Source organism: Nitrosomonas mobilis (assembly GCF_900103035.1).
In the GTDB taxonomy this organism is placed as follows: domain Bacteria; phylum Pseudomonadota; class Gammaproteobacteria; order Burkholderiales; family Nitrosomonadaceae; genus Nitrosomonas; species Nitrosomonas mobilis.
Genome location: NZ_FMWO01000092.1, coordinates 47842 through 74245 on the forward strand (window position 1 = coordinate 47842; position 26404 = coordinate 74245).

Consider the following 26404-nt stretch of genomic DNA (forward strand, 5'->3'; position numbering starts at 1 on the left):
TGTGGACGTTATCTTGATCAAACAGACTGCTGCGGTTATCCAGCGAATAGGCCATCGAACGATTAACAGCATCTGGCGGCTGGGCTGCGCTAGTCACTTTATTTTACTGGTTTTGCTCAAATCCTGGACTAGTTTTGCCCGCCCCCGTCTGATCACGCGTGAAATATATTATGCCGGCGTAATGTCACTGGTCATCATTCTGGTGTCGGGGCTGTTCGTTGGTCTGGTGCTAGGGTTACAGGGCTATGAGACTTTGCAGAAATTTGGCTCGGAATCTGCAGTGGGTACGCTGGTTGCCTTGTCATTGGTACGAGAACTGGGGCCGGTGGTTGCCGGATTGTTGTTTGCCAGTCGCGCGGGTTCGGCAATGACTGCGGAAATTGGCTTGATGAAAGCAACCGAACAATTGTCAGCAATGGGCATGATGGCAGTTGATCCAGTTGCACGAGTGGTCGCACCCAAATTCTGGGCGGGAGTCTTTTCCATGCCGTTATTGGCTGCCATGTTTTCAGTTATGGGCGTGTTTGGCGGCTATCTGGTGACGGTCGTGGTGATTGGTGTGGATGAAGGATCATTCTGGTCACAGATGCAAAATGCAGTAGATTTTCGCTACGACATCGTCAATGGTGTGATCAAAAGCTGCTGCTTTGGTGTGGTGATCACTGCTATTGCGGTATTTGAGGGATTTGATGCCCCACCAACTGCAGAAGGTGTATCAATGGCGACCACCAGGACCGTCGTGACTTCTTCACTAGCGATCCTGGGGCTCGATTTTGTGTTGACAGCGTTCATGTTCAGAGGAGTAGCTTAATGCAGCGAACGGTGATGGATTTCTGGGTGGGCGTGTTCGTGATGGCGGGTATTGGCGCATTATTGATATTGGGTCTGAAGGTTGGTAATCTGACGAGTTATCAGGGCGGGGACAGTTACGCTCTGCTCGGAAATTTTGAAAATATCGGTGGTCTGAAGATACGTGCGCCAGTCAAAAGCGCCGGAGTCGTGGTAGGTCGCGTGGCGAATATCGAGTTTAGTCTGGAAACCTATGATGCGGTTGTCACCTTGAGCATGGATAGTCGCTACCGTTTTCCAAAGGACACCTTTGCCAGTATCCTGACGTCGGGTTTGCTGGGGGAGCAGTACGTCGGCCTGTTGCCCGGTGGAGATGAGGCCATGCTCGAGGATGGTGAGCGCTTTATTAAAACCAATTCGGCGATGGTGCTGGAAGAAATGATTGGACGTTTCTTGTTCAACAAGGCAGCTGGCGACTAGAGTCATTTTTAACAATCAACGAGTTATTTAACCATGAAACAACTCATAAAAATTCTACTGTTATCATTGATAATTCATACCTTGCCCGTATTTGGCGAGGATAATTCGCCCGACGGTATTATCCGGCGCACGGTGGATGAAGTAACAGAAATTCTTCGCAAGGATGACGGCATCAAGGCGGGTGATCAGGACAGAATTCTGGCATTGGTCCAGGACAAAATTCTGCCGCATTTCAGCTTTCCTCGTATGACACAACTGGCCATGGGAAGGAACTGGTCGAAAGCATCCAATGAACAGAAAAAAGTGTTGGTGAATGAGTTCCGTACATTGCTGGTACGCACCTACTCGAACTCGTTAACCAATTACCGTGATGCAGTTATTGAGATTGAACAGACCATAATTGACCCCGCCGCCACTCGCTCGACGGTCAAAGCCAAGGTTATTCAGGGAAGTGGGCGGCAGCCGGTACCAATCGATTATTCCATGGAAAGAACTGCTTCAGGGTGGAAAGTTTACGATGTGACCGTGGCGGGGGTCAGTCTGGTAACCAATTATCGAGGTTCGTTCAACAGTCAAATCCGCGATGGTGGCATAGATGGTTTGATCGCTACGCTTTCAGAAAAAAACACCTCCCTTCTTGGGCAGTAATGTTTAGAACACCTTCATGAATATTAAAATTAATAATAATCAGTTAAGCGTTTCCGGGTCCGTGACATTTGCCAACGTGGCCGAGATAACCCGCGCCGGACTGACGGTTATGAGTCAGCCGGAACCTGTTGTTGACCTGGCAAAAATTACAGAGCTTGATTCTGCCGCGGTCAGCATGTTGCTGGCGTGGCTGCGTGCCGCTCAACAACATGGTCAGCAACTTCGGGTGATCAATTTACCGCAAAATATGGCAAGTCTCATCAAGCTATATGATTTGACCGAATTACTACCGTTTGAATCCTGCTGATTTTGCTAAATAACGATTATTTACCCACATTATCTTTATCGTCGGGTAATCTCGTCTGATGACACCTGCTATTGAAGTCCAGCAACTGTCCAAACGCTATGGAGCGCTGACTGCACTGGATGATATCGACCTGAAAATCGAGCAGGGTGAATTTTTTGCGTTACTTGGCTCAAATGGCGCGGGTAAAACCACGTTAATCAGTATACTCGCCGGCCTGATCAAGCCAACCAGCGGCACCGCCAGGGTAATGGGGTATGATGTCCAGTCGCAATATCAGCAAACGCGCCAGAGACTGGGTGTTGTTCCGCAGGAACTGGTCTATGATCCTTTTTTTAACGTGCGTGAAATGCTGGTCATGCAGTCTGGCTATTTTGGCATCAAGCATAACGATGTGTGGATCGATGAAATTCTGTTTCGGCTTGATCTCGCCAATAAGGCCCATGTCAATCTGCGAGCGTTGTCCGGCGGGATGAAACGGCGGGTACTGATTGCTCAGGCTTTGGTACATAAACCTCCCGTGATTATTCTCGACGAACCTACGGCGGGAGTGGATGTCGATTTACGCCAAAGTTTATGGCAATTTGTGCAACAGCTTAATCAGGATGGTCATACAGTCGTGCTAACCACACACTATCTGGAAGAGGCGGAAGCATTATGTCGCCGAGTTGCAATGCTCAAACAGGGTAGGGTTGTCGTGCTCGACAGTATCGAGAACCTGGTGCGCACCATCCGCGACTATACGCTGCTGTTGCGTTTGTCTACCAATATCCTGCCGGATGGATTGCAGTCATGGACAGTTAAGCACGATCCGGTTGGTGAGTTATACCGCATCAGTATCAAGGAATATACCGAGATTGAAACCATTCTGTCGCTGCTGCGTGAGGCAGGTATACAAATCATTGATCTGCAATTGCGGCAGCCTGATCTTGAGGATGTATTTGTCAAAACCATGGAAATGGATCAGGCTGTCGCCTTATGACGGGTTTTTATACCCTGCTGTACAAGGAATTGCTACGCTTCTGGAAAGTTGCTTTTCAGACAGTGCTGGCGCCAGTACTCTCCAGTCTGTTATATCTGATGATATTCTCCCATGTGCTGGCTGAACGCGCACAAGTGTATGCTGACGTGAGCTATGCAGCTTTTCTGATACCGGGTCTGGTCATGATGGCTATCCTGCAGAATGCATTCGCCAATTCTTCTTCCAGCCTGATTCAGTCTAAAATTACCGGCAATCTGGTGTTTATCCTGCTGACGCCATTATCGTATCTGGAGATATTTCTTGCCTACGTTGTGGCATCCATGCTGCGCGGATTGGTAGTCGGGCTCGGGGTGTATCTGGTGGCCGCCTGGTTTTATCCGGTTTCTCCTCAATTGTCTGGCTGGGTTATTGTGTTTGCGCTGCTTGGCAGCGCCATACTGGGAGTGATGGGACTGATCGCCGGTATTGTTTCAGACAAATTTGATCAGCTGGCAGGGTTTCAAAATTTTATTATTTTGCCGTTGACCTTTCTTTCTGGTGTTTTCTATTCGATTCATTCGCTGCCGTCCACGTGGCAGTTTTTATCCCATCTTAATCCGTTCTTCTATATGGTGGATGGATTTCGTTACGGCTTTTTTGGTTTTTCTGATTTCTCACCCTATATCAGTCTGTTGATTATTCTGGCATGCCTCGTCGTTATTTCCGGGTGGGCATTGTGGATGTTACGAAGCGGCTATAAAATTCGACACTGAACACGTGTTACTATTTTTAATCTATTAAACTCAAAGGAAACAATATGGTTACCGCAGAATCTATTGAACACTCTATCAGAGCTTCCCTGCCATGCGAGTGGGTCAGCGTGGAAGGAGATGACGGTCATCACTTCAATGCCGTTATTGTCAGTGACCAATTTGAAGGCAAGAGCATGATACAGCAGCATCAACTGGTGTACCGCGCACTCGGTGGACGGATGCGTGAGGAAATTCACGCGCTGTCAATGAAAACTTATACCATTACCCAGTGGGAGGCGGTCAATAAATCGCACACATAAAAATACTAGTCATACTAACTAACGTACAAATTGACTGGTGCCGACAGTTTCCACAATAAGCTGTCGATAATGTTCAGACTTGCGAGTCTGCAGCGCTTCCAGCGGATTGAAATTATCGGTCAGAATGAGTCCACGACTGTTATCGATAGTGAGCAGCCGGCTCTCCAGCCAGGCTTGCTGTGTTCTGGAGAGCTGCTCATCCTCAATACGCAAGGGATGCTGCGACGCGATGAAGATAAAATCGTTGAAATCTACTCCCAGTTCGGAGATGAATATCAGTTGATGCATAAAAACTTGCGCAAGCGTCTTGCCAACCGAGGCTAAAGCGATATTCTCCCCCGTATCCAGAAACGAGACAAAATTCAGCGCCAATATTCCTCGCTTACTCAACAGATCATCGATCTGTTGCAGCGTTTCCTCGGTCAACAAGTGCACTGGCTCGGCGCCTCCGGTAAATACATCCAGAATGATCAGGTCGTAGCTACCCTGCAATTTACGGATCTCATAGCGTGCGTCACCAATTATGTGGTTGCCGGTAGGCTTGAAATCAAAGTAATTCTGTGCGGCCTCGGCAACTGCTGGGTCGATCTCGATGGTATCAGTCGTGATGCCGAACTGTAATAGATCGGTTGCCATGTGCCCCGCACCTTGTCCGATGAGCAGGGCGCGTTCAATACCCGGCGCCAGCCGCGGAATCAGTTCAACGATTTTCTGATAAGTCATCAGATTCTCACCATGACTGATACTGGCTGCACCAATTGTGGATGCATCCGCCATCAACAGCCGCATGTTTGCGACAGAGTTATCCAATACTCGCACCCAGCCATAGAGGCTTTCGCGTTCAAAACGCACTTGATAAGGTTGTGCGGCATGGCCGACCGCGTTTGCTGGCAAGTTAGCTGCATTACTTGGGGAAAGTCCACCGGGAGACAGCATAACGCCAGGCAGCGCCAATAAAATCACAGGGATCAGCGAGTACCGCAGGGAAATATGCTTGCGCTCGAAGAAAGCGACCAGCGTCGCCAGCACAAATAGTCCCAGGCCAACGCCCACAAAAATCTCACGTGAACCAATGCGCGGGAACAGGTAGAAACCGAGTAACAAGGTGCCGACCACACTGCCGACCGTGCTGACCGCATAGATTGAACCGGTACTCGCGCCGACCCCGCTAAGACTGTCAGTCGCCAGTTTGACGGCGAACGGGCCGACCATGCCAAGCATGATAAGGCTGGGCGTAAACAGGATCAGCGTACTGGTAAATGTTCCCATTTGTAGTCCCAGCGAATCCGTTGCCAGCAGCACCGGCGCCGTCATCCACGGGATAAGCAGTGTTAGCAAACCCGCCAGTGCAATGATCAGCGCGAGCCCGGTTCGTTTTGCGTGGTCCGCCCAATGCCCACCCGCATAATAGCCAATGGCAAGCGCAATCATTGTCACCGAAATCAGTGATGCCCACACATAGAGACTCGCGCCATAAAACGGAGCAATCAGGCGCGTACCCAGTAGCTCGATTACCATCACCGAAGCGCCGGTCAGGAAAACGGTGCAATAAAGCCACCAATATGGCAGTTTCTGTCCAGCAGGAGAGTTCATGGGATTTTCCAAATAATTGAAAATGGGTAATCGACAGATTGTATAACGATTGATTGCTGTTGGTATGCGACAAATTGTCGCATCTCAGCGGCTAACGAAAATCCATGTATCCCGATACATGGAAGTTTAGTCAACCTTAAATGAACAAACGCGAAAGTGATGCTATAGGCACCGTCTTGCATCTACCTGGACAGATGGTCTGTGGTATCGGTTACCGGTATGCGCAGCATATTGATGCAGCGCCCGAATCCAACTTTCAGCGTGGGTGCGATGGGCAACAGACTGGCGGAGTACAGGATAGTTGTAGAAGAGAATATATTGTTTTTTCAATATATTACCCTACGTAAAGAATACTGATATTTACTCAATAATCGGCAGCCGGCATCTGCCAGAATCAGCACCAACAAGCCAATTTTATCTGATTCTGTGGGTCAGCCTGGTCAGGCATCCTGCGATATGATGACGAAAATACTATTTGACGATTGGTTTTCTAGTGGCCTGCCATTGGTGGCGGGTGTCTCGCGCCTGGGTGAAAAACTGTTCCAGTGCCGTATGGTTGGATTGACACAACAGGTCTTGCAAATTTGTCAGCAGGTGTTGATAGACCGTAATTTTATCAATCAGCGCGTCACGGTTATCCAGGCAGATGTCACGCCACATTTCAGGTGAGCTGCCCGCGATACGGGTCATATCGATGAGGCTGGTACCTGCCAGTTGCAGGTTTGCCATGGCTTGATCTCCACTAACCATGCTGATATGGTTCATGAGCGCGAATGCGAGCAGGTGTGGCAAATGGCTAATCGCGGCAAGTACCTGGTCATGTTGTGCAGGGGTCATGCTGGAGACAACTGCACCGCACTGTTGCCAGAGAAATGCAACCTGATCAATGGCTGCTGCGTGGTTTTCTGGCAGCGGAGTCAATATAACAGGTTTGTTTTTAAAAAGAGCAGGGTCTGCCGCCCCAGCACCACTGAATTCAGTGCCGGCAATTGGGTGGGCAGGGATAAAAAAGGGCAAATGATTGCCTAGATGCTCACGGGCAGTATTGATGACATTTTGTTTGGTACTACCCACATCGGATACGATGGTATGTTTTTCCAGATGAGGGGCAATTTGTTGCAAAATACGAGCATTCTGTCCAACCGGGGTCGCCAGCAATACGAAATCCGCTCCCGATAAAGCTTTAGGAAAATCATTGGTGTAGTCATCTATAATGCCCAGCTCGATTGCGCACTGCAGATTCTGTCGACTGCGCCCGATTCCGGTGATGTGCGAAACTTGTCCCGCCTGACGCAGCGCAAGTGCAAATGAACCGCCAATCAGTCCAACACCAATTACTACAAGTTTGTCAAGACATTTGATCATTAAGGGTTCTCTAGAAATTCACATTTCGCCGCAATACTATGTTACTGATAAAAAATATTTCTTTACATATCAATTATATGCTGCGCCAACATTTTTTATTCGCGCCTGGCCTTGCTTAGAACTCTGAATTTTTAGAGGTACTCTTAAGAAAACTGGTCAGGCGATTTCCTTCAGAGATTGTTCCAGTGAAACTAAAAATTTGTAATTTTCCGCTTCAAGGCCAATCGTGACGCGCAAATGATGATTCATGCCGTAATTGCTCAAAGGCCGCACGATCACTCCCTGGTGCAGCAGGTCTTTGTAAACTTTCAAGGCATTGACGGATTCTCCATTGATGTAGATGCTGACAAAATTAGCATAGGACGGAATAAACTCAACTCCCAGTTGCCGTAACCCATTTGTCATCTGCAGCATTCCGCTTCGATTAGTGGTGTACGCTTGCTTGACAAACTCGACATCCTGGAGCGCCGCCAATGCGCCAGCCTGGCCGATACTGTTAACATTGAATGGTTGACGGATACGATTCATCAGATTGGCGATATCTGGATGCGCCAGCGCAAAACCGACGCGCACACTTGCCAGACCATACGCCTTGGAAAAAGTGCGGGTAATCACCAGATTGGGGAAATCCTTCAGCCAGGCAATACTGTGCGCCTTGTTGGCCTCCGGTAGATACTCGTCATAGGCCTCGTCAAGAATCACCAAGATGTCCGGAGAGATACGTTCCATAAAACGCAGCAGATCCCGTCCTTCACATAGGGTGCCAGTCGGATTATTGGGATTGGCGATAAAGACGACACGCGTATCCGCTGTGGTCGCATCGAGCATAGCCGCCAAGTCATGGCCAAAATTGCGTGCGGTCACAGAAATTCCGGTGGCACCAACTGCTTGCACCAGTAACGGGTAAATAGCAAATGCGTATTGTGAATAGATTGCTGAAGCCCCGGGACGTAAAAAGATACGCGCAGCCAGCTCCAGTACGTCATTGGATCCATTGCCCAGCACAATCTGTTCAGTGGGCACGCCCAAATATTCGGAGAGTGCCCCCTTCAATTCAAAACCACTGCCATCCGGATAGCGGGAAGCTTCGCTGAGTGCACGGATCATGGCCTCTTTGGCCATTGGACTGGTGCCTAGGGGGTTCTCATTAGACGCAAGCTTGATGACTTCATCTTTATTAAGACTAAGTTCACGTACCAGTTCGGATATCGGTTTTCCGGGACGGTAGGGTTGAATTGCCCGAATATATTCTGGTGCGAGTTCACATAACTTCATGGTATTTGGTACTTCCTCGTTAGGAAATAAAGAATGATCAAGCTAAGGGATAAGAACCGAGCAGCTTAAAGAAAGTTGCATTATGGCGGAGTGACTGCAACGCCAAGGCAACATTTTCGTCCTGTTGATGCCCCTCAATATCGACAAAAAAAACGTAATCCCATAAATTAGCACGTGAAGGGCGTGATTCCAAGCGGGTCATGCTGACCTGATGACGTGCGAGCGGCGCCAGCAATTCATGTACCGCGCCAGGGCGATTACTGGTCGCCATGACGAGAGATGTCTTGTCCCGGCCGGAAGGAGCAACAGCTTGCGAACCGATGATGAGAAACCGTGTAGTGTTATTTGAGTTATCTTGTATATTACAGGCACATAGCATTAAACCGAATACTTCTGCCGCCTTCTTGCTGGCGATAGCTGCAGCGTGCTCGTCATTGGCTGCAAGTCGTGCGGCGTCGGCATTACTGGCGGCATTGATACATTCGATTCCCTGCAGGTGATGCAGGTTCTCTATCAACCAGGAGTGGCACTGGGCAAATGACTGTGGATGTGAATAAATTTTGCGAATTTTACTCAGATCCACCTGTTTTGCCATCAAGCACTGGTGAATGGCCAGTTCCAGTTCGCCACAAATCAGGAGTGGTGTCTGGAGCAGTAAATCCATGGTTCTGCCAACCGCGCCTTCGGTCGAATTTTCAACTGGAATTACGCCAAAATTGGCGGTACCAGATTCCACTTGACGAAACACTTCATCGATCGAACGGCTGGGTAACGCGTTGACGGCCTTGCCGAAGCGTTTGTTGACCGCTTCCTCGGAAAAGGTTCCTTCTGGCCCCAGGTAGGCGACCGTGAATGGATCTTCCAGTGCACGGCAAGCAGAAATGATTTCAGTGAACAGCTGCTGGATTTGTATCTGGCTGAGTGGGCCATGATTATGTTGCTGTAGGCGGGTAAAAATCTGCGATTCCCGTTCAGGGCGATAGACGGCACCGGATTTCTGTCGCCCCACTTCCTGCGCAAGCTGTGCACGCGTATTGATTAACTCAAGCAATTCATCATCAATAGCATCAATTTTATTACGCAAATGTTTCAGGTCTTCGATCATGCTTGTCTCTGGCAGCGTTCAGTTCTCCCTGGGCATCAAAGCAAAGGATTACTGTCGTTCGTTACTGGATAATTTGGGAATATAACGTACCATCAATACACCGGTAATGTTTTCGATTGCATTAATGATTTCCCGTGGGATGGGTTTATCAGTATCCACCAGGGTATAAGCGATTTCGCCACGCGATTTATTCACCATGTTATGAATATTCAAGCCAATACTGGCCATACAAGTTGATATCTGCCCAAGTAGATTTGGTACATTGGCATTGGCAATAGCTGTTCGATAGGGTACTTCCCGTTCCATCGTAACATCAGGAAAATTAACGCTGTACAGAATATTGCCATTGATCAGATAATCCTTGATCTGGTCAGTAATCATAATGGCGCAATTTTCTTCGGCTTCCTTGGTGGAAGCGCCAAGATGGGGCAGGGCAATGACTGCAGGGTGATGCTGCAGTTTCTGGCTTGGAAAATCACAGATATAGTTCTTGATCGACCCTTTTTCGATACCAACAAGTATCGCATCTTCATCCACGATTTCATCGCGTGAAAAATTCAGCAATATCGTATTTTTTTGCATTTTGGCCACGAGGTCCGTATTGACAAGATGATGCGTCGAGTCGTTTAGCGGAACATGCAGCGAAACGACATGGCTGCGATGTACCAGTGTTTCTATCTCATTTACTTTCCTGACTTCAGCAGATAGGCTCCAGGCAGCGTCAACCGTGATTTTGGGATCAAAACCCGACACCTTCATTCCCAGCCTGATGGCGGCATCGGCAACCAACCGTCCAATTTTTCCGAGTCCGATGATGCCAAGCATTTGTCCCGGCAGTTCCAGTCCTGAGAAACGTTTTTTTTCAGCTTCAACCTGTTGGTGCAAGGCAGTATCATCCCCTTGCAGTTTCTCGACAAAACGAATGGCCGGAATGATGTTGCGCGAAGCGAGCAGCATGCCAGCCAGCACCAGCTCCTTGACAGCATTGGCATTGGCGCCAGGGGTGTTGAATACCGGAACACCACGCGCATTCATTTGGTTGACCGGAATATTATTGGTTCCTGCACCGGCACGGCCGATGGCAACTACACTCTTGGGAATAGGCATGTCATGCATATTATGCGAACGCAGCAGGATGACGTCAGGATCAGCAATGTTGCTGCCAATCTGAAAACGGTCTGCCGACAGACGATTGAGTCCGATAGCGGCAATGGCGTTAAGTGTCAGAATGTTAAATTTTCTATCTAATGATTCAGGCATGATTTTTCTCAAATTCCTGCATGAAGGTAACCAATGTTTGCACGCCTTCCACTGGCATGGCATTGTAGATCGATGCTCGCATGCCACCTACGGAACGATGACCTTTAAGCTGAATTAATCCACGTGCTTCGGCTTGTTGTAAAAAAATGCTATCAAGTGCTGCATCAACCAAGGTAAAAGGAATGTTCATTCGTGAACGGTCTGGCGTCACAACCGGGCAGCGATAAAACTGGCTGGCATCGATCAGATCATAAATAAGCTTTGCTTTAGTGAGATTGCGTTGCTCAATTGCGGACAGGCCACCGAGCTGTTTCAGCCACCGCATCACCAGACCCATAATGTAAATAGCATAAGTTGGCGGTGTGTTGTACATCGAATCATTCTTTGCATGTGTTTTGTAGCGATACATGGTCGGCGTACCGGAAAGTGGGTCAATTCGCAGTAAGTCCTCACGCACAATGACAATCACCAATCCTGCGGGGCCAACATTTTTTTGAGCGCCAGCATAAATCAACCCAAATTTGTTGATATCAAACGGACGAGACAGAAAATCGGATGACATGTCTGCAACCAGGGGAATGTCCGAGCTTCCGCCAGCGATCATCGATAAATCGGGTGTCCACTGGAACTCGACGCCACCAATGGTTTCATTCGGAGTGTAGTGCACGTATGCGGTGTCCTGGCTAATTTGCCATTGATCAATGGCTGGTACCGAGTTGAAAGCACTTTTCTCCGCGCTGGCGGCGATATGCACCTGGCAGTAACTTGATGCTTCAGCAATGGCTTTTTCCGACCATTGACCCGTATGAACATAATCAGCATGTTTCTTATTGCCGAGCAGATTCATGGGCACCATCGCAAATTGGCCAGATGCGCCACCCTGTAGAAATAGTACCTTGTAATGATCGGGAATATTGGCCAGATCGCGCAAATCCTGTTCGGTCTGCTGGGCAATAGTCATGAATTCCTTGCCACGATGGCTCATTTCCATGACAGACATTCCGCTGCCGTGCCAGTCTAGCATTTCCTCGCGAGCCTGCTGGAGAACGACCTCCGGCAATACGGCAGGACCTGCACTAAAATTGAATATTTTTCGCATAAGTTATGATTTATTTAGTCTTTTAGGGCACCACTAAAAATTCAGGATTCTGAGCAAGACCAGATGCGAATAAAAAATATTGACGCGGTATCCAATTGGTATGTAAGGAAACATTTTTTATAAGCAACAGGGTATTGTGGCGAAATATGAATTTCTAGAGACGCACTTTATTCGGTTTCGACAATTCTTTCCAGTCCGGCCAGTTTTTCATTGTGCCCCAGATTGATTAACGTCACACCTTGGGTAGAGCGACCCATTTCCCTGATTTCACTGACACGCGTCCGAATCATGACGCCGCCGGTCGTGATCAGCATGATTTCATCTTCCGGCCGCACAAGCTGTGCGGCTACAACTTTGCCATTGCGTGCGTTGGTGCTGATTGCAATCATTCCCTGCGTAGCGCGCCCATGGCGGGTATATTCTCCGATGGGGGTGCGTTTGCCAAAACCGTTTTCGGTTGCAGTCAGCACTGTTAGGGATTCATTTTCAGCCACCAGCAGCGAAATTACCTTTTGACCAGCGCCGAGCTTCATTCCCCTGACGCCGCGTGCCTGACGGCCTATGGGCCGGACATCATTTTCATCAAATCGCACCGCTTTACCGGCATCAGAGAATAGCATGACATCATGTTTACCATCCGTGAGGGCAATGCCAATCAGGTAATCACCTTCATCCAGTCCAATGGCAATAATCCCGCTGCTACGTGGACGTGAGAACTCGGTTAACGGCGTTTTTTTAACGGTTCCGAGTGCGGTTGCCATGAAAATAAAGTGCGTGTCATCAAAGGATTTGACAGACAAAACAGCATTAATCTTTTCGTTCTGCACCAATGGCAGCAGATTATTGATTGGCTTGCCGCGCGCGGATCGACCACCTTGTGGCACATTATATACTTTGATCCAATAAATACGGCCGAGGCTGGAAAAACATAAAATATAATCGTGAGTATTGGCAATGAACAGGTTATCGATGAAATCATCCTCACGAGTCGTGATAGCGAGCTTGCCGCGCCCACCACGTTTTTGTGCCTGATAATCATCCAGCAACTGGGATTTGATATAACCCGCATGGGATAGCGTTACCACCATATCGGCCGGAGTGATTAAATCTTCGGTTTGTAAATCTTCCGCATCAATCACGACTTCACTGCGACGAGCATCACCAAATTGCTGTTTAATCGCGATTAGTTCTTCCGTAATAATGACGGTGATTCTAGCTGGGTTGGCCAGTATATCCAGAAAATCCATAATCTTATTCATCACTTCGCGGTACTCGGAGACAATCTTTTCCTGTTCGAGGCCGGTCAGGCGTTGCAGGCGTAAATCAAGAATGGCTTGTGCCTGAACGTCTGATAATAGATAGCCATGCGCGGTTAAACCCAGATGAGCGGTCAGCGAATCGGGTCGCAGACTTTCGGCATCGATCATTGCGCGTCGCAGCATTTCTTCGACCAGTTGCGAATGCCATGGTCGAGACATCAGGCCTTGTTTCGCGTCAGCAGGCGTAGGCGCAGCTTTGATTAACGCAATGATTTCGTCCACGTTGGATAACGCTACCGCAAGTCCTTCCAACAAGTGGCCACGTTCTCGCGCTCTTTTGAGCTCAAATGCTGTGCGCCGTGTGACTACTTCGCGGCGATGGCGCAGGAAGCATTCCAGCATCTGCTTCAGATTGAGCAGACGTGGCTGGCCATCGACGAGTGCGACCATGTTCATTCCGAATGTATCCTGCATTTGTGTTTCTTTGTACAGATTGTTCAGGATGACATCTGGATTCTCGGCACGCTTCAATTCGATTACCACTCGCATGCCGGATTTGTCAGATTCATCACGCAGCTCGGAAATCCCCTCAATTTTCTTGTCACGCACCAGCTCGCCAATACGTATCAGTAAATTGGCCTTATTCACCTGATAAGGTAGCTCGTCAATAATAATGCTTTGACGACTGCCTTTCTCCATATCCTCAAAATGGGTACGGGCGCGTATTACGACTCTGCCGCGACCGGTACGGTAGCCATCACGAATGCCAGCAACGCCATAGAGAATCCCTGCGGTCGGAAAATCCGGTGCAACGATGCAGGTCATTAACTCGCCAATATCCGCTTCCGGCTTGGTTTGTAACAAAAGGCAGGCATCAATGACTTCATTGAGGTTGTGCGGCGGGATGTTGGTTGCCATTCCTACGGCGATGCCAGACGAACCATTGATCAGTAAATTGGGTATTTTGGCAGGAAGAATCAGTGGCTCGCGTTCAGATTCATCATAGTTTGTCCCGAAATCAACGGTTTCCTTGTCAAGATCCGCCAGTAGCTCGTGCGCAATGCGTGACATGCGTATTTCGGTATAACGCATCGCTGCCGCATTATCGCCATCGATCGAGCCGAAATTACCTTGGCCATCGATCAGCATGTAACGTAACGAGAAATTTTGTGCCATACGCACGATAGTGTCATAGACAGCGGTATCGCCATGAGGATGGTACTTACCGATGACATCCCCTACGATACGTGCCGATTTCTTGTAAGGCCGATTCCAGTCGTTGGATAATTCATGCATGGCAAAAAGTACGCGCCGGTGCACCGGTTTGAGCCCATCGCGCACATCAGGTAACGCTCTGCCGACAATAACGCTCATCGCATAGTCGAGATAGGAACGCTTCATCTCATCTTCAAGACTGATGGGCAGGGTTTCCTTTGCGAATTGATCCATAATGTTTTGGGGTAAGTATCAGTTAAATAAGAATCAGGATTTATCTAAATAATCGATGGCAAATGATGGTTAATTTCCAGCAGAAAAGCAGAAATAGTGTGCGGTATACGTCTATTTGTTTGTGTGACTGGAAAATGTTTGCGGGCGGGCTATTTTCAGGTTTTTACAGCACTGTATCTTACCACAAACCCCCTTACCATTTAGGCAGACTAAGGTTGGGCCTGATTTCGTGAAAATAACTGCATTAAGCTGGGCAATACCAGGAAAACGCACAGCAGAATGAACGTGATACCGATGCTCAGCAATAAACCCATGCTGGCCGTACCAGGGTGTGAGGAAAGGATCAAGCTGCCGAAACCGACCATGGTGGTCAAGGCACTGAAAAAAATGGCTCGTGCTGTACTGGTATGCAGCAGATGAGCATCAGTCTGATGTTGATGGCGACCACGCGTGACCATATGGATACTGCTGTCGATGCCGATGCCAAGTAATAGCGGCAGGGCAATAATGTTGGCAAAGTTGAAGGGGATATGCAGGATGACGGTGGCGGCAACCGTAAACAGTGCAGCCAGCAATAAGGGAATTAAAACCAGTAAGATTGATAGCATATTACGCAGCAACCACCACAGTGCAAACAGAATCCCGATAAGCGCCAGTGTAAAAGCCTGAATAAAAGCATCGACTACTGCTTCGCCCGCTTCGAGAATAATAATGGGTGCACTGCTGACTTGCGGCGCATAGCGCTGTACGGCGCGTACAAATTTTCGTAATGCTTCATTATCATCGATGTTGCTGGCAGGGTAAGCCACGACCAGATATTTACCTTCTGGACTCAGCCAGCGTGAACGTAACGATTCGGGAAGGGAATCAACATCCACTTCGCTGGCGGTCAGCGCAGTCTGCAGGCGCGCCAATGTTTCGGGCAACAGCGCGAACAGATCCTGCTCGATATTGGCCAGCAGTTGTTGGCTGTCAATGGGGCGGGTGCTGTCCAAAGCGGATAGCAAAGCTAGCAGAGAATTTGTCAGCTTTTGTGCTGCAGTGGCAATAATAGCGTGATCTGTATCCTGCGTTAATAGTTGTAATGATTGCAGTAGTGGGGTGAGTGCGCTGCGCTGCTGTGCAGTCGTATAATGTTTGTTCGCTGGCTGAACCGGAGTAAAGAAATCCGGGCCAAGTGCCAATGAAATCTCATCAAGTAGCACAAGTTTTTCAGTTTGTTCTGTCGGAATAAAATCGGCGAGACTGACAACTTTCTCTACCTCCGGTAATGGCGCCAGTTTTTGAGTCAATTTTTTTGCTTCGAGCTGATTATCGACCGGAATTGCGCCAAACCAAGGAGATTGCTCTGGATCTGCCAGTAATTCCCGAAAGGTTTGCACTGCTTCGCCATTCGGATTATTCATATTAAGCAGGTTGTGATCAAATTTTACTTCTGGTAGTGCCATGATCGACACGCCTCCGGCCAGGACTGTAACGAGTAATACTGTTCTTGGATAGCGAAGCCAGTAAATTGGTAAGCGTGATGAGCAGTCTTCAGGTTGAAAAGATTGTGGCTGGATAGGTACATAGCGTTGCAGTGCCGGGATGACGGTAAGTGTGACTACCAGACTGATGAGCATGCCAGTACCCGAAATTATCCCTAACTCGGCAATACCTTGATAAGTAGTTGGAATGAAGGCATAAAAACCAATGGCGGTAGTGATGGCGCAAATTATTAGTGATCTGCCGGTATCACGACCAGCGGTCAGAAGCATGTCTAATTGCGACAAGCCAATTTTACCTAATTCGGCATAGCGTAATAGTAGATGGATAGCATAATCCACGCCCAGACCAATATAAAGCACGGCAAAGGCAATAGAGATCAGATTGAGATGACCTACAGCTAGCGTGGCGAAGGCTGCGGTGAAAATTAGCCCGAGCATAAGGCTGATCAGGACAGTGATGACTGAACCGGCAGAACGCAGCGCGATCAGCAGGATGATGGCAACACCGATGATAGCGATGATGCCGGCGTCCTGCGCACCCAGCATGGCACTGGTGAGTTCCTCATGCGCCAGTGCGACATCACCGGTTATTCTCAGTCGGGCGCCATATTGATTTTCCAGATCAAGGAATTTGGCAGCCTGATGAATGGTAGTCATGGCCTGCTCTGCTGGAAATATCTGGCTGAAATCTAGTTTTGGCCGCAAGATAATGAATTCGCGATGAGGAGAATTGCCGGTTTCATCCTGCAGTAAGGTCTGCCAAGATAGTGCCTGTCGGCGTCCACTCAAATTGGAATCAATGGTTGATGCTACCGCATACATCAGGGCATCTATTTCGAGTTTTCTGCCACTGAGCAGCTCTGTTACAGCCTCCTGCAGCAGATTAAAAAAAGTAAACAGCGACGGGTCACGGATAATTCCAGCTATTAATGGCTGTGCATTGGAAAGCTGGTCCCCCAGCAACCGGATCTCATTCTGCGATTTATAAAGTAGCCCATTAGCCTGAAAAAAAGACTCACCATTCAAATACAGTACCGTCCCAAAGGTTTCCTGATTCTCGGATAGATAGGCGCTCAATTGCGTAGCAGCAAGGTAAGTCTGTTCTGGTGTGGGCGCATTCAGAACCAGCACCAGTATTTCCTCGTATTGGGGAAAAGCTTTTTCAAAACGGGCAAGGTTGATACGAAAAGGCAGCTCTTCAGAGAGCATGTTTGCCGTATTGGTATTCACACCAAGATTCCGCATGGTATAACTGGCTGCCAGAACTGCGCATAATAATAATGCCAACATGATCCAGACAGTATGGCGATACGCGAAAGCAATCCAGTCAGAAAGGAAGCGATTGCTTTGAGAAAGTAATGCGTATTGATCGGGTGGCATTGCCATGTTTGTTAAGAGGACTGGGGAACAGCAATAAACTTTCTGGATAATCCGAACTGCTGACGAAGGAAATTATTGCTGATGGCCAAGTTTGATCTGGTTGGTTTTGTTTTGCAAAGTGTTAATCAGGGATTGAATCCCTTCCTGTTGAATGATGGCGTTATATTCTGCCCGCTTCAGGGCGAGATCACTGACGCCATCGATTACAATGTTGATGATCCGCCAATGTTCATTTTGCTGATGGAGGACGTAGTCAAAGCTGATTACACCTTTGTCAGCCTTGATAAACTGGCTGCGAACCAACATACGCCCACGCGGCAGAAGTCGATTTTCGATGATCTCAAAACGTTCGCCGTCGTATTGGTCAAACCGGTCGGCGTAGGTTGCTGTGCTGTTTTGTGAAAATGCGCTGATCATATCCTGCTGTTTCGTCTTGTCCAGCGTTACCCAGTGCGCGCCTAATATAGTGCGTACTATGGTTTCCAGATCATGTGTTTGCTGAAGAACAGGCGCGAGGAATGTTTCACGATCATGGTAGCTCATTTCCTTACCCTGTTGCATGGCTTTGATCAGTGCATTCTGCAATATGCCAATAATTTGCTGTGGCTCGTCAGAATGCGTTTGCTCCTCGGTTCGTGCCTGTGCTGTTGAGGTGGTAGCCAGCAGCAGGGCAATTACTCCCAGTATATAAATGATATTTTTAATCATATTTGGTAACTCCGTATCGTCTGCTTTTCCATTGTGCTCGTTCCCCACGCCAATAACGAAACGCCGAAGTCCAGGTCATCAGCAAATAGAGCGTGCCAATCAGCGGCAGAGTGATTGCCCACAGGGGAGAGCGTTGATAGAACCTGAGTGTGGGCGTAAAAACGATCCACATAGCCATCCAGGAGAGTATCCAGGCAAGTAGGCAGGCGCTATCAGTGCAAATAATTGCCAATGCTGGCGCCAACCAGAACATGCTGGTCATAATCAAGGTACATACCAGCAATAAAACCAGGGAATAATTGAGCTGTGTAAATGCTGTTCGTGCAACCATATTCCAGATTTGGAAAAGATTGTCGTAGCCCCGGTGACTGTATGCACCATGGCTTAGGCCGATCCAAGTTTTATAGCCGGCATGCTTAATTCTGGCAGCCAGGGTGCAGTCATCAATCAACGTGCCATGAATGCTTTCAAATGCGTTAACAGATCTCAGCGCTTCAGTTTCAACCAGAATGCAGCCGCCTGCCGCCGCTGCCACGCGCGAGGCCGGGTTGTTGGCAAGACTGAATGGATAGAGCAGTTTAAAAAAGAAAATAAATGCCGGAATCAACAAACGTTCCACAAAACGTTCGACCGGCAAAGTGGCCATTAACGATACTAGTGCCAGATCATTTTTCCGCGCATGAAGCAGGAGTGCCGCCAAGGCGCCGGGTGCAAGGGTAATGTCTGCATCCAGCAAAAGGGTATAGCGGGTTTGTGTTGCTTGTAAGCCTTGTTGTAACGCCCACAATTTTCCGCTCCAGTTTACTGGTGGCACGGTGCCAGATATAACAGTTGTACCGTGCTGCCTAGCAATTAGTGCGGTGTTATCTTCCGACTGGTCATCGATAACGATGATGCGTAAATTGACATTCTGAGCTTGCAGTGCATTTAAGGTTTGCGTGATTGTTTCCGCTTCATTGCGCGCAGGAATCAGAACCGTAACGGTTCCAAAGGGTGGTTGAGCGGTAGAGTTTGGCAGTGGTACAAGCGATTCTCTTGTGCTCCAGGCGCGCCATGGCGCGAGTACAATCCCCCACCATAAAAGTAGACCGATAAAAGCGAAGTAAATCACTGATAATAAGATTGCGTATAGCTTGCATGACCACACACAATCTTTTTATTTTTGAGTAAAAAATTTTTTTAGCGGCTAGCGTCTGACGAGTTGTCGGTAGAAGTTGCTGAAGATTTATGCTCGACAGTGACGGGCAAGGGGAAATTCACCTGTTTGTTTCCATTCGCACGGGATGGAGCAGCTGTTTGTAATGGGTCTGGTGCCATCGGACCATCGGTCAGCGGGCCCCTCATGCTGACACGCAATGCCTTAATAGGGTGCGAAAATGTATCGTTGATGGCAGTTGGTTCAAATCCGCAATGTGCCATACAATTGGCACATTTTGGATTGTTGCCGACGCCATACTGGTCCCAATCAGTTTCCTCTATCAACTCACGGAAGCTTTTCGCGTAACCTTCGTCAACCAGCAAATAGCAGGGGCGTTGCCAGCCAAATAAATTTCGAGTGGGGTTACCCCAAGCAGTGCACTGGTAGTTTTGATTGCCGGCCAAAAAATCGAGATACAGGCTGGAATGGTTGAATTTCCAAGGAGTTTTACGTTTTTTTCCTAATCTGAATATATCGCGAAAGAGCCGTTTGCTCACTGAGCGCTGCAGAAAAACATCCTGACGCGGTGCATGCTCGTAACTGAAGCCAGGCGAGACATTAATTCCTTCTATTCCCAGCCCGGACGCAGTATCGAAAAATTCGGCGACTTCTTCTGCTGTTTCGTTCTGAAACAGCGTGCAATTAACGGTTACACGAAATCCGCGAGCAACTGCCTGTTTAATGACAGGAATCACTTTATCATAGACGCCATCCCGGCAAACAGACTTGTCATGATGTTCCTTGTTACCATCCAGATGGATAGAGAAAGTCAGATAGGATGATGGCTGATAGTCGTCCATGCGGTCTTCAAGCAGCAAGGCATTGGTACACAGGTAAACGAATTTTTTGCGTTTGATGATACCTTCGACGATTTGTGGCATTTCTTTATGAATCAACGGTTCACCGCCTGCGATAGAAACAATCGGTGCGCCACATTCGTCCACAGCATCCAGGCATTCCTTGGTACTCAAGCGGCGGCGCAACGTCTCGTCAGGGTAATCAATCTTGCCACATCCTGCACATGCCAGATTGCATTGAAACAGCGGTTCAAGCATCAATACCAGTGGATAACGTTTGTTTCCCAAAAGTTTCTGTTTTAACAGGTAGCTACCAACTCGATACTGTTGCAAAAAAGGAACGCTCATCTATATTTCTCCATCTCCGATTTGAGTTTTATTCGGCATGTTTTGTGACCAGCCGGGCTGCTGTTCTTATGGTTACCATGACTTACTGCGCTATTTGATGCGCATTTTGTTTTTTATAAAGAGTACTTCAGGCACTCTATGATTGCATTGGCGGAAGAGGTGGGATTCGAACCCACGAACAGTTTCCCGTTGCTGGTTTTCAAGACCAGTGCCTTCAACCGCTCGGCCACTCTTCCGTGCTTGTTGCCAGTCTTTTTTTCAGGAGCAAAGCGGTATCATACCTTTTTGTAAAAGAATTTTCCATAAAACATCATGGTGTACTACAGCATAACTTAATTCAAATAAAGGGTGCCTTTAAAAATTCTAAACAAAACCAGGCGTGAATAAAAAATGCTGGCGAGGCATGCATGAGATATGCAAGGGAATGTTTTTTATAAGCAATATAGTTTAGAGGTGCCCTAATGTAATTTTTCAGTGAATAGTCAGTTTTTCGGGATAAGACCCGGTATGAATTTGCAGACAAGCCATAAATTCTAACAATTTTATGACATCTGATTTTCTACTATTTTGGTCAGATAGTATAGATATGCACCGCGCCATATAATTTCTTCAAGACGCGGTGTCGAGGTATTCGTATGAGTAAGCCACCTGAAGCATTCAAGCAGCTCAATCAGAGTTAATTTACTATCCTCAACTTCAGCGAGTTCGTTAAGATTCGACACCGAGCGGCAGTAAAAACAAAGGCTTTTCCCTCACTCAGCATTAATTATCCGATATATTCGGCATATGCTTAATGTGAACGCTTTGTTTCAAGCTTATATCTGATGTTTGATGATTCTGACTAACTGCCATTTTTCTATGATATTCAGCCTTTTCCTGATTTTCCTCCATAGCCTTTTTATAGCTTATGATTTTAGATCGTACTCTCGATTTTACATGCTGGCCATGTAAACCATAAAAACTTGAGCGTGGTTTGTGATTAATTGTTTCTTCTAATTCATGAATTTTAGATTCCGCTTTCCGAGCTAAATTCTCATATTGTCTTGCCAAAATTTTATGCTCAGAATTCCTTTCGCTTGACTGAGCGGAAAAATATACTTCTTCATCTTGGGAAGATGCAGAGGTTTTTACTGGCAGAATGGCGATTAACAAAAAGAATATCAACAAAGTTTCAAAAAAATATTTATCGGCTTTTGTTCTCATTTCGGTCATTCTCCATAAAATGGTATGACTTAGCATAAGTTTTCAGCAATCTAAAGTATATTGGGGTAACCATTGTTTTTGGGTAAGGGAAACCATTAGACGGTTTCTTGAGAAGGCTTGTTTGGAGATTACTGTGCAGTGGATTTACACTAAAGTCTGCTGATGCTCATCAGAAACCCAGAGCGTGGCATAACGTATCAGATCAGCGCTATCTTTCAGCTTGAGTTTGGTGCGTATATTGAAGCGATGGGTCTCGATTGTTTTAATGCTTCGACGTAACAAATTGGCTATTTCACGGCTACTGTGCCCTAATCCGATCAAACGCAGCACTTCGAACTCACTGGACGTTAGATTGTTGATGAGTTGCTCACTATCCGAGTGTCCCGTCACAATTCTATTCAGCAACTTGGCATGCATTTGCTTGCTTAAATAAATATTGCCCTTTAATACATCGCGAATAGCTGAAACAAGCACTTCACCTGGTTCTTGTTTCATGACATAGCCGCGTGCACCGGCTCGTAACGCTCGTTCGGCATATACATTCTCATCGTGCATGGAAACAAAAAGCACAGGCAGCTTGGGAATAATGGCATGTATACTTTTGATAACCTCAAACCCGGAAATTGTTTTGAGTGTTATATCCAATAAAACAATATCGATATGTTCGTTCTTCTTGAGTAATGCCAGTGCTTCATTACCGTCATTGGCTTCGAGAGATACTTGTAGATCAGGTTCCATATTGATGAGCATCACCATGCCATGCCGCATTAGAGGGTGATCGTCCACCAACATAACTTGTTTTTTTAATGTAGCCATTAAGCCATCTGCATCTTTAAGCGCACTTCCGTACCACCTACGGTACGCGATATAAATTGTAATTTTGCTTCGAGTCGTTTGGCACGATATTGCATAATTCTTATGCCCATCCCCCCCTCTACCGAAGTATGATTCGTGCCACTTCCAACAAATCCGCAGCCATCATCGTATATGGATAGGTGAAGTGTTTTCCCTTCAATAGCTAAGAAAATTGTTATATGCTTCGCACCGCCGTGACGTATTGCATTATTAATAGCTTCCTGGACAATTCGATAAAGATCAAGCGCCTTGCCAGTATCATTGATATCGAGATCATTTGCACATAAAAAATCTAAAGAAACAGTATATATATTTGATATTCTTGATACTAATGCACGTAACGACGCTACCAGGCCATTAGTTTCCAGTTCAAACGGCAGCAATCCTTGTGCGAGCTGCTTAACTTGTATTACAGCAGTTTGTGCTTGTGCCGCAATTGAATCAGCTACTACTGTCATGCTCTCGTCCCCGATAGCAATACATTTTTTTGATAATGCACTGGCTTGATAACCAATCGCAGCTATCTGTTGCCCCAGATTATCATGTAGCTCTTGACCGATAGCGCGCTGCTGCTGCTCTGCTATGGAAACAAGCGTCTGCTCTAGGTGCTTGTGCTCAACCCAGCTCCCCAAATCCCTTGCGATAGCGCTAACGAGCTTTTGCTCTTCAGGCATCATCGGTATGTTGCCCCCTTCATAGAATACCCGCAATTGCCCACTAATCTTGCTATTAACAATGATTTCAGCTTGAATTGTACAGGCCGGGTCTCGTTCTGCACGCCAATAATCACGCACTTTATGGCTGATTCTGGATTTTGCATATGGCACTTCAACAATACCTGAGCTACATTTTCCGGAAGTAAATTTCCACCCGTCTAGTTCGATCACTACAGTGGCAATTTCTGGAAATTGCATTGCTGGTATAAGATGTCCAAAAATATTCTGGCAGGCTTTATCTACTACCAATTCCCGCTCCATGCCGCTGCGAATTTCATAGAGACAGGTGATTTCCTTCAACCGCTCGTGTAATAATTGATCGATCTGTTTGCGCTCAAGCCAGGTTGCAAGATAACTCGCAATTGTGTCGATAAATCGCTGTTCGTCTGGCATCAGAAACGATTTTTCTTTAGGGTAGCAAACACTTAAGTGTCCATGGGGCTTGCTATTCACATGAATAATTGATTTCAACTCATGTGTGGTGCTTGAATTGCTATGCGCAGAGGCAATTCGTTTTCCATCAATCTCGATCACGACAGTCGTGCTCTCCGGATACCGCATCGCAGGTATCAAGTATTTGAAAATGTTCTGACAAATAGTGCCCAATGATAAATCAGGTGTCAAGCTACGACATATTTCATAGAGAGAAGTGATTTCCTTGAGTTGCTCACGTAACTCGATTTCCGTATGAATCAATTCTTTTGGAAATTGCTCAGATTTTTCTCTCATTTTATGTGTCACGCTTTTCTGGATATAACATCAAGCAGTTTTGTGCTGCAATTCGAAGTCTACCGGCGACAAATAGCCATCGGCTGTACAGTCTGTAGAAGATTTCAATGCACTCAAATACAGCTCGTTTGGCCTGATCTTGATTCTGATAAATCTGATGATGCGTCAGCCCCATTTTCAAGGTGTGGAAGAAGCTTTCCGACACTGTATTATCCCAGCAGTTACCTTTGCGACTCATGCTCTGCCGGGCGCCGCGTTGTTTTAATGCCGCCTGATGGCTTTCCGATGCATATTGACTACCGCAGTCACTATGCCGCAATAAACCATTCAACGGCCTTCTCTGCCAGATAGCCGTCGATGAGCTAGTTCATAGCCTTAATAAACCACACTCCTCGGTTAAGCGAGCATTTTCTTTCTTCAGGCGCTTTAATTCTCCATACAAATGACCGTCTGTACGTACCGCCTTTTCCTAGCCTGTCTTCATTTTACCGCACATCAGTAGAGAAAATGCCAGAGCTTAAAGGAGAGGGGTGCGACAATTTGTCGCATTGTAATTTAATATCAACTACTTGATAATGTCGACAGATTGTTTTTGGAACTTGATTCTTTGTTTTCCATATATAGAGACAAAACAATCTGATAACTGAAAGGGAGGGGGATGAGCATGCAATCAAACCTGACTTCCCTGAACATAAAATCGCTATTTCAATTTAACAGGAATATTATTGCTATGATTATTAAAAATAAAATTTTATCGCTGTCGGCAATGGCTGCTGTATTGGCCGTTGCATGGGGTAATGCGCAGGCACACACCCGTTTTGAAATCGCGACTATTCCAGAAGGCGCAAGATCCGATAACAATGTGATGATCCCGCATGGCTGTGCCGATCAACCGGTAATTGGTGCAATCACCGTTTTTCCAGATGTCGGCATGTCACTTGTCGATATTTCAGATGATGCCAATGCCGCTGTTGGCGCCGAGACTTTCGCTCGCTCTGAGCAGCTCGCCACTAACTTCGTACAGGGTATTAGCATAGCCGGTATCCAGAGCAGGGATACTTTCAGTGTAAGCGAACTGATCCGCGATGGCAACGGTAACCCGGTTGGTGTCTGGTCAGCGGGCGGATCGATACCGCCAAGCAACTGGGTGGCGAAATTGCCAGTACGGATCTCGGCTGTTAATATCGTGCCCGAATCCTGCGCCAGCAAGGTGATACTTGTACCCGCCATTGCCAATGTCTGCCAGCTAACCAGTCTGGCTGAAATTAATGGGAAGGATTCTGATCGGCTTGACGTTGATTTCTGGACTGCACCAGATGCTGGCCATCCAAATTTTGATGCGCCAGCCTGGAACTTCCCTGCGCCAATAACTGTGACGCGTAATCTTGATAGCAATCCGTTGCCCGCCAGCTGTGGCGAGGGCGTTGCAGTGCGGATTTATCCATCGGCCGAGCAACTTAATCGTGACCTCCCGGTCAAGTTTGACGGCCTCCAAGTCTGGCCAGCGCCTTAATCGGCAGATTCAGCAGCTGATATCGTTCATTGCTGGCGTCTCAAGAAACCGTCATATGCCCCGCATCCTGCGCGCTGCGTATTTTTCCCGGCAGCCGCTTGCACGGTTTATTTTTTGTTTGAGGCGCCATTTAGTATTATGCAATTCAGTGCTTTTCCGAATGTAATTACGGTACTTCCTGTTGCCGGATTCGCTTTGACAGTGGGATTCCGAAATGCTTTCGACTAGATAAAAACGGTAGTCCTTTTCAACAAAGAAACAAGCTTGATGATTGTTACCGTGCCGCATAATGTGAAATGGAACACTGTATTTTATTGTCCATCACAAGGTTCAAACCACCTGCTTTGATCGGTGGTTTCTTAGTGTCTCAGTTGTATTAATGACTGATTACGACTGATTTTTCTGCTTGAGCATATCTTTCAGATTGGCAAAGGGATTAAAAGTGGAAGTGGGCGCAGTGGAGTGGTTGTCAGCGCGCCCCATCGAATCTTTGATCTTTGAGTGCTCATTCTCATGACAGTAGGTACACAGTAACTCCCAGTTACTGCCATCCGGAGGATTGTCGTCATGGTTGCCATTCTTGTGATGCACTTCGAGTAATTGCAGGTTTTTGTGATCAAACGTTCGCGCACAACGACCACATATCCAGGGAAATAATTTCAATGCTTGCTCCCGGTAACCTTGAGCGCGTTTCTCCGCATGTTGACGTGCGGCAAGAAGGGCGCTATCCAGCTTACTGATTTCTTTTTTGGTCATCACGGACTCCTTTAAGAGAAACGGTTTGCGATCTTGGATGGATCCGAAAAAAATT

At 47.2% G+C, this 26404-nt stretch carries 24 protein-coding genes, 1 tRNA gene and 1 pseudogene; 9 read left to right on the forward strand and 17 right to left on the reverse strand.

Annotation, left to right across the window (positions count from 1 at the left end; genetic code table 11):
- The first annotated feature begins 10 nt into the window (after window positions 1-10).
- The 7 genes from mlaE to NSMM_RS13220 are packed head-to-tail and all read left to right on the forward strand — an operon-like array spanning window position 11 to window position 4254.
- Window positions 11-811 carry a lipid asymmetry maintenance ABC transporter permease subunit MlaE gene (gene mlaE, locus NSMM_RS13190; RefSeq protein WP_425412384.1) on the forward strand — a complete coding sequence of 267 codons (801 nt, stop codon included), beginning with the start codon at window positions 11-13 and terminating at the stop codon, window positions 809-811.
- Entirely contained in the window at window positions 811-1269 is a 459-nt protein-coding gene (gene mlaD / locus NSMM_RS13195; protein WP_090288128.1) for an outer membrane lipid asymmetry maintenance protein MlaD, read from the forward strand. The genes mlaE and mlaD overlap by 1 nt, the downstream gene beginning before the upstream one ends.
- A 33-nt stretch (window positions 1270-1302) precedes the next feature.
- On the forward strand, window positions 1303-1917 hold the full coding sequence (locus tag NSMM_RS13200; RefSeq protein ID WP_090288130.1) for an MlaC/ttg2D family ABC transporter substrate-binding protein: 615 nt from the start codon (window positions 1303-1305) through the stop codon (window positions 1915-1917).
- A 16-nt stretch (window positions 1918-1933) separates the two neighbouring features.
- Window positions 1934-2224: an STAS domain-containing protein gene (locus NSMM_RS13205; protein WP_090288132.1), complete on the forward strand. Its 291-nt coding sequence runs from the start codon at window positions 1934-1936 to the stop codon at window positions 2222-2224.
- 58 nt (window positions 2225-2282) lie between these two features.
- Complete coding sequence (locus NSMM_RS13210; protein ID WP_090288134.1) at window positions 2283-3203, forward strand: ABC transporter ATP-binding protein; 921 nt, start codon at window positions 2283-2285, stop codon at window positions 3201-3203.
- Window positions 3200-3955, forward strand: a complete 756-nt coding sequence (locus tag NSMM_RS13215; protein WP_090288136.1) for an ABC transporter permease — start codon at window positions 3200-3202, stop codon at window positions 3953-3955. The genes NSMM_RS13210 and NSMM_RS13215 overlap by 4 nt, the downstream gene beginning before the upstream one ends.
- Window positions 3956-3999: 44 nt before the next feature.
- Window positions 4000-4254: a BolA family protein gene (locus NSMM_RS13220; RefSeq protein WP_090288138.1), complete on the forward strand. Its 255-nt coding sequence runs from the start codon at window positions 4000-4002 to the stop codon at window positions 4252-4254.
- A gap of 18 nt (window positions 4255-4272) precedes the next feature.
- Here the strand turns inward: NSMM_RS13220 and NSMM_RS13225 are convergent, their stop codons facing one another.
- Window positions 4273-5847, reverse strand: coding sequence for a fused MFS/spermidine synthase (locus NSMM_RS13225; RefSeq protein ID WP_090288140.1), 1575 nt, complete (start codon window positions 5845-5847; stop codon window positions 4273-4275).
- A 140-nt stretch (window positions 5848-5987) separates the two neighbouring features.
- Here NSMM_RS13225 and NSMM_RS15795 point away from each other — a divergent pair, with 140 nt between their 5' ends.
- Window positions 5988-6194 carry a hypothetical protein gene (locus NSMM_RS15795; RefSeq protein WP_090288142.1) on the forward strand — a complete coding sequence of 69 codons (207 nt, stop codon included), beginning with the start codon at window positions 5988-5990 and terminating at the stop codon, window positions 6192-6194.
- Window positions 6195-6318: 124 nt separating this feature from the next.
- Here NSMM_RS15795 and NSMM_RS13235 read toward each other — a convergent pair whose 3' ends face one another.
- The 15 genes and pseudogenes from NSMM_RS13235 to NSMM_RS13305 all read right to left on the reverse strand — a co-directional run.
- Window positions 6319-7212 (reverse strand): prephenate dehydrogenase, encoded by an 894-nt coding sequence (locus tag NSMM_RS13235; protein ID WP_090288144.1) that lies wholly within the window; start codon window positions 7210-7212, stop codon window positions 6319-6321.
- Window positions 7213-7368: 156 nt separating this feature from the next.
- Window positions 7369-8487: a histidinol-phosphate transaminase gene (hisC, locus tag NSMM_RS13240; RefSeq protein WP_090288147.1), complete on the reverse strand. Its 1119-nt coding sequence runs from the start codon at window positions 8485-8487 to the stop codon at window positions 7369-7371.
- A 37-nt stretch (window positions 8488-8524) separates the two neighbouring features.
- Window positions 8525-9592, reverse strand: a complete 1068-nt coding sequence (pheA, locus tag NSMM_RS13245; protein ID WP_090288149.1) for a prephenate dehydratase — start codon at window positions 9590-9592, stop codon at window positions 8525-8527.
- A gap of 48 nt (window positions 9593-9640) precedes the next feature.
- On the reverse strand, window positions 9641-10852 hold the full coding sequence (locus tag NSMM_RS13250; RefSeq protein ID WP_090288151.1) for a 3-phosphoglycerate dehydrogenase family protein: 1212 nt from the start codon (window positions 10850-10852) through the stop codon (window positions 9641-9643).
- A complete protein-coding gene (serC, locus tag NSMM_RS13255; RefSeq protein WP_090288153.1) occupies window positions 10845-11951 on the reverse strand; it encodes a 3-phosphoserine/phosphohydroxythreonine transaminase in 1107 nt (368 codons plus the stop codon). Before serC ends, NSMM_RS13250 begins: the two co-directional genes overlap by 8 nt.
- Window positions 11952-12118: 167 nt before the next feature.
- Complete coding sequence (gene gyrA, locus NSMM_RS13260) at window positions 12119-14659, reverse strand: DNA gyrase subunit A (protein WP_090288154.1); 2541 nt, start codon at window positions 14657-14659, stop codon at window positions 12119-12121.
- 209 nt (window positions 14660-14868) lie between these two features.
- A complete protein-coding gene (locus NSMM_RS13265; RefSeq protein WP_090288212.1) occupies window positions 14869-17526 on the reverse strand; it encodes an MMPL family transporter in 2658 nt (885 codons plus the stop codon).
- A 72-nt stretch (window positions 17527-17598) separates the two neighbouring features.
- Entirely contained in the window at window positions 17599-18234 is a 636-nt protein-coding gene (locus tag NSMM_RS13270) for an ABC transporter substrate-binding protein (RefSeq protein ID WP_090288156.1), read from the reverse strand.
- A complete protein-coding gene (locus tag NSMM_RS13275; RefSeq protein ID WP_245654812.1) occupies window positions 18227-19345 on the reverse strand; it encodes a glycosyltransferase in 1119 nt (372 codons plus the stop codon). The genes NSMM_RS13270 and NSMM_RS13275 overlap by 8 nt, the downstream gene beginning before the upstream one ends.
- Before the next feature lie 68 nt (window positions 19346-19413).
- On the reverse strand, window positions 19414-20577 hold the full coding sequence (hpnH, locus tag NSMM_RS13280; RefSeq protein WP_090288159.1) for an adenosyl-hopene transferase HpnH: 1164 nt from the start codon (window positions 20575-20577) through the stop codon (window positions 19414-19416).
- A gap of 148 nt (window positions 20578-20725) precedes the next feature.
- Window positions 20726-20813, reverse strand: a tRNA-Ser gene (locus tag NSMM_RS13285).
- 526 nt (window positions 20814-21339) lie between these two features.
- On the reverse strand, window positions 21340-21780 hold the full coding sequence (locus NSMM_RS13290; protein WP_143001951.1) for a hypothetical protein: 441 nt from the start codon (window positions 21778-21780) through the stop codon (window positions 21340-21342).
- A 144-nt stretch (window positions 21781-21924) separates the two neighbouring features.
- Entirely contained in the window at window positions 21925-22596 is a 672-nt protein-coding gene (locus NSMM_RS13295; RefSeq protein WP_090288163.1) for a response regulator transcription factor, read from the reverse strand.
- Window positions 22596-24080 (reverse strand): sensor histidine kinase, encoded by a 1485-nt coding sequence (locus NSMM_RS13300; protein ID WP_090288165.1) that lies wholly within the window; start codon window positions 24078-24080, stop codon window positions 22596-22598. The genes NSMM_RS13295 and NSMM_RS13300 overlap by 1 nt, the downstream gene beginning before the upstream one ends.
- 30 nt (window positions 24081-24110) lie before the next feature.
- Window positions 24111-24432 (reverse strand): annotated as a pseudogene (locus tag NSMM_RS13305) (transposase); the annotation flags it as partial.
- Window positions 24433-24810: 378 nt separating this feature from the next.
- On the opposite strand from NSMM_RS13305, the gene NSMM_RS13310 reads away from it, so the two are divergent.
- Window positions 24811-25593, forward strand: a complete 783-nt coding sequence (locus NSMM_RS13310; protein ID WP_143001952.1) for a hypothetical protein — start codon at window positions 24811-24813, stop codon at window positions 25591-25593.
- A 387-nt stretch (window positions 25594-25980) separates the two neighbouring features.
- Here the strand turns inward: NSMM_RS13310 and NSMM_RS13315 are convergent, their stop codons facing one another.
- Window positions 25981-26349, reverse strand: a complete 369-nt coding sequence (locus tag NSMM_RS13315) for a YajD family HNH nuclease (protein ID WP_090288171.1) — start codon at window positions 26347-26349, stop codon at window positions 25981-25983.
- Between the last annotated feature and the right edge of the window lie 55 nt (window positions 26350-26404).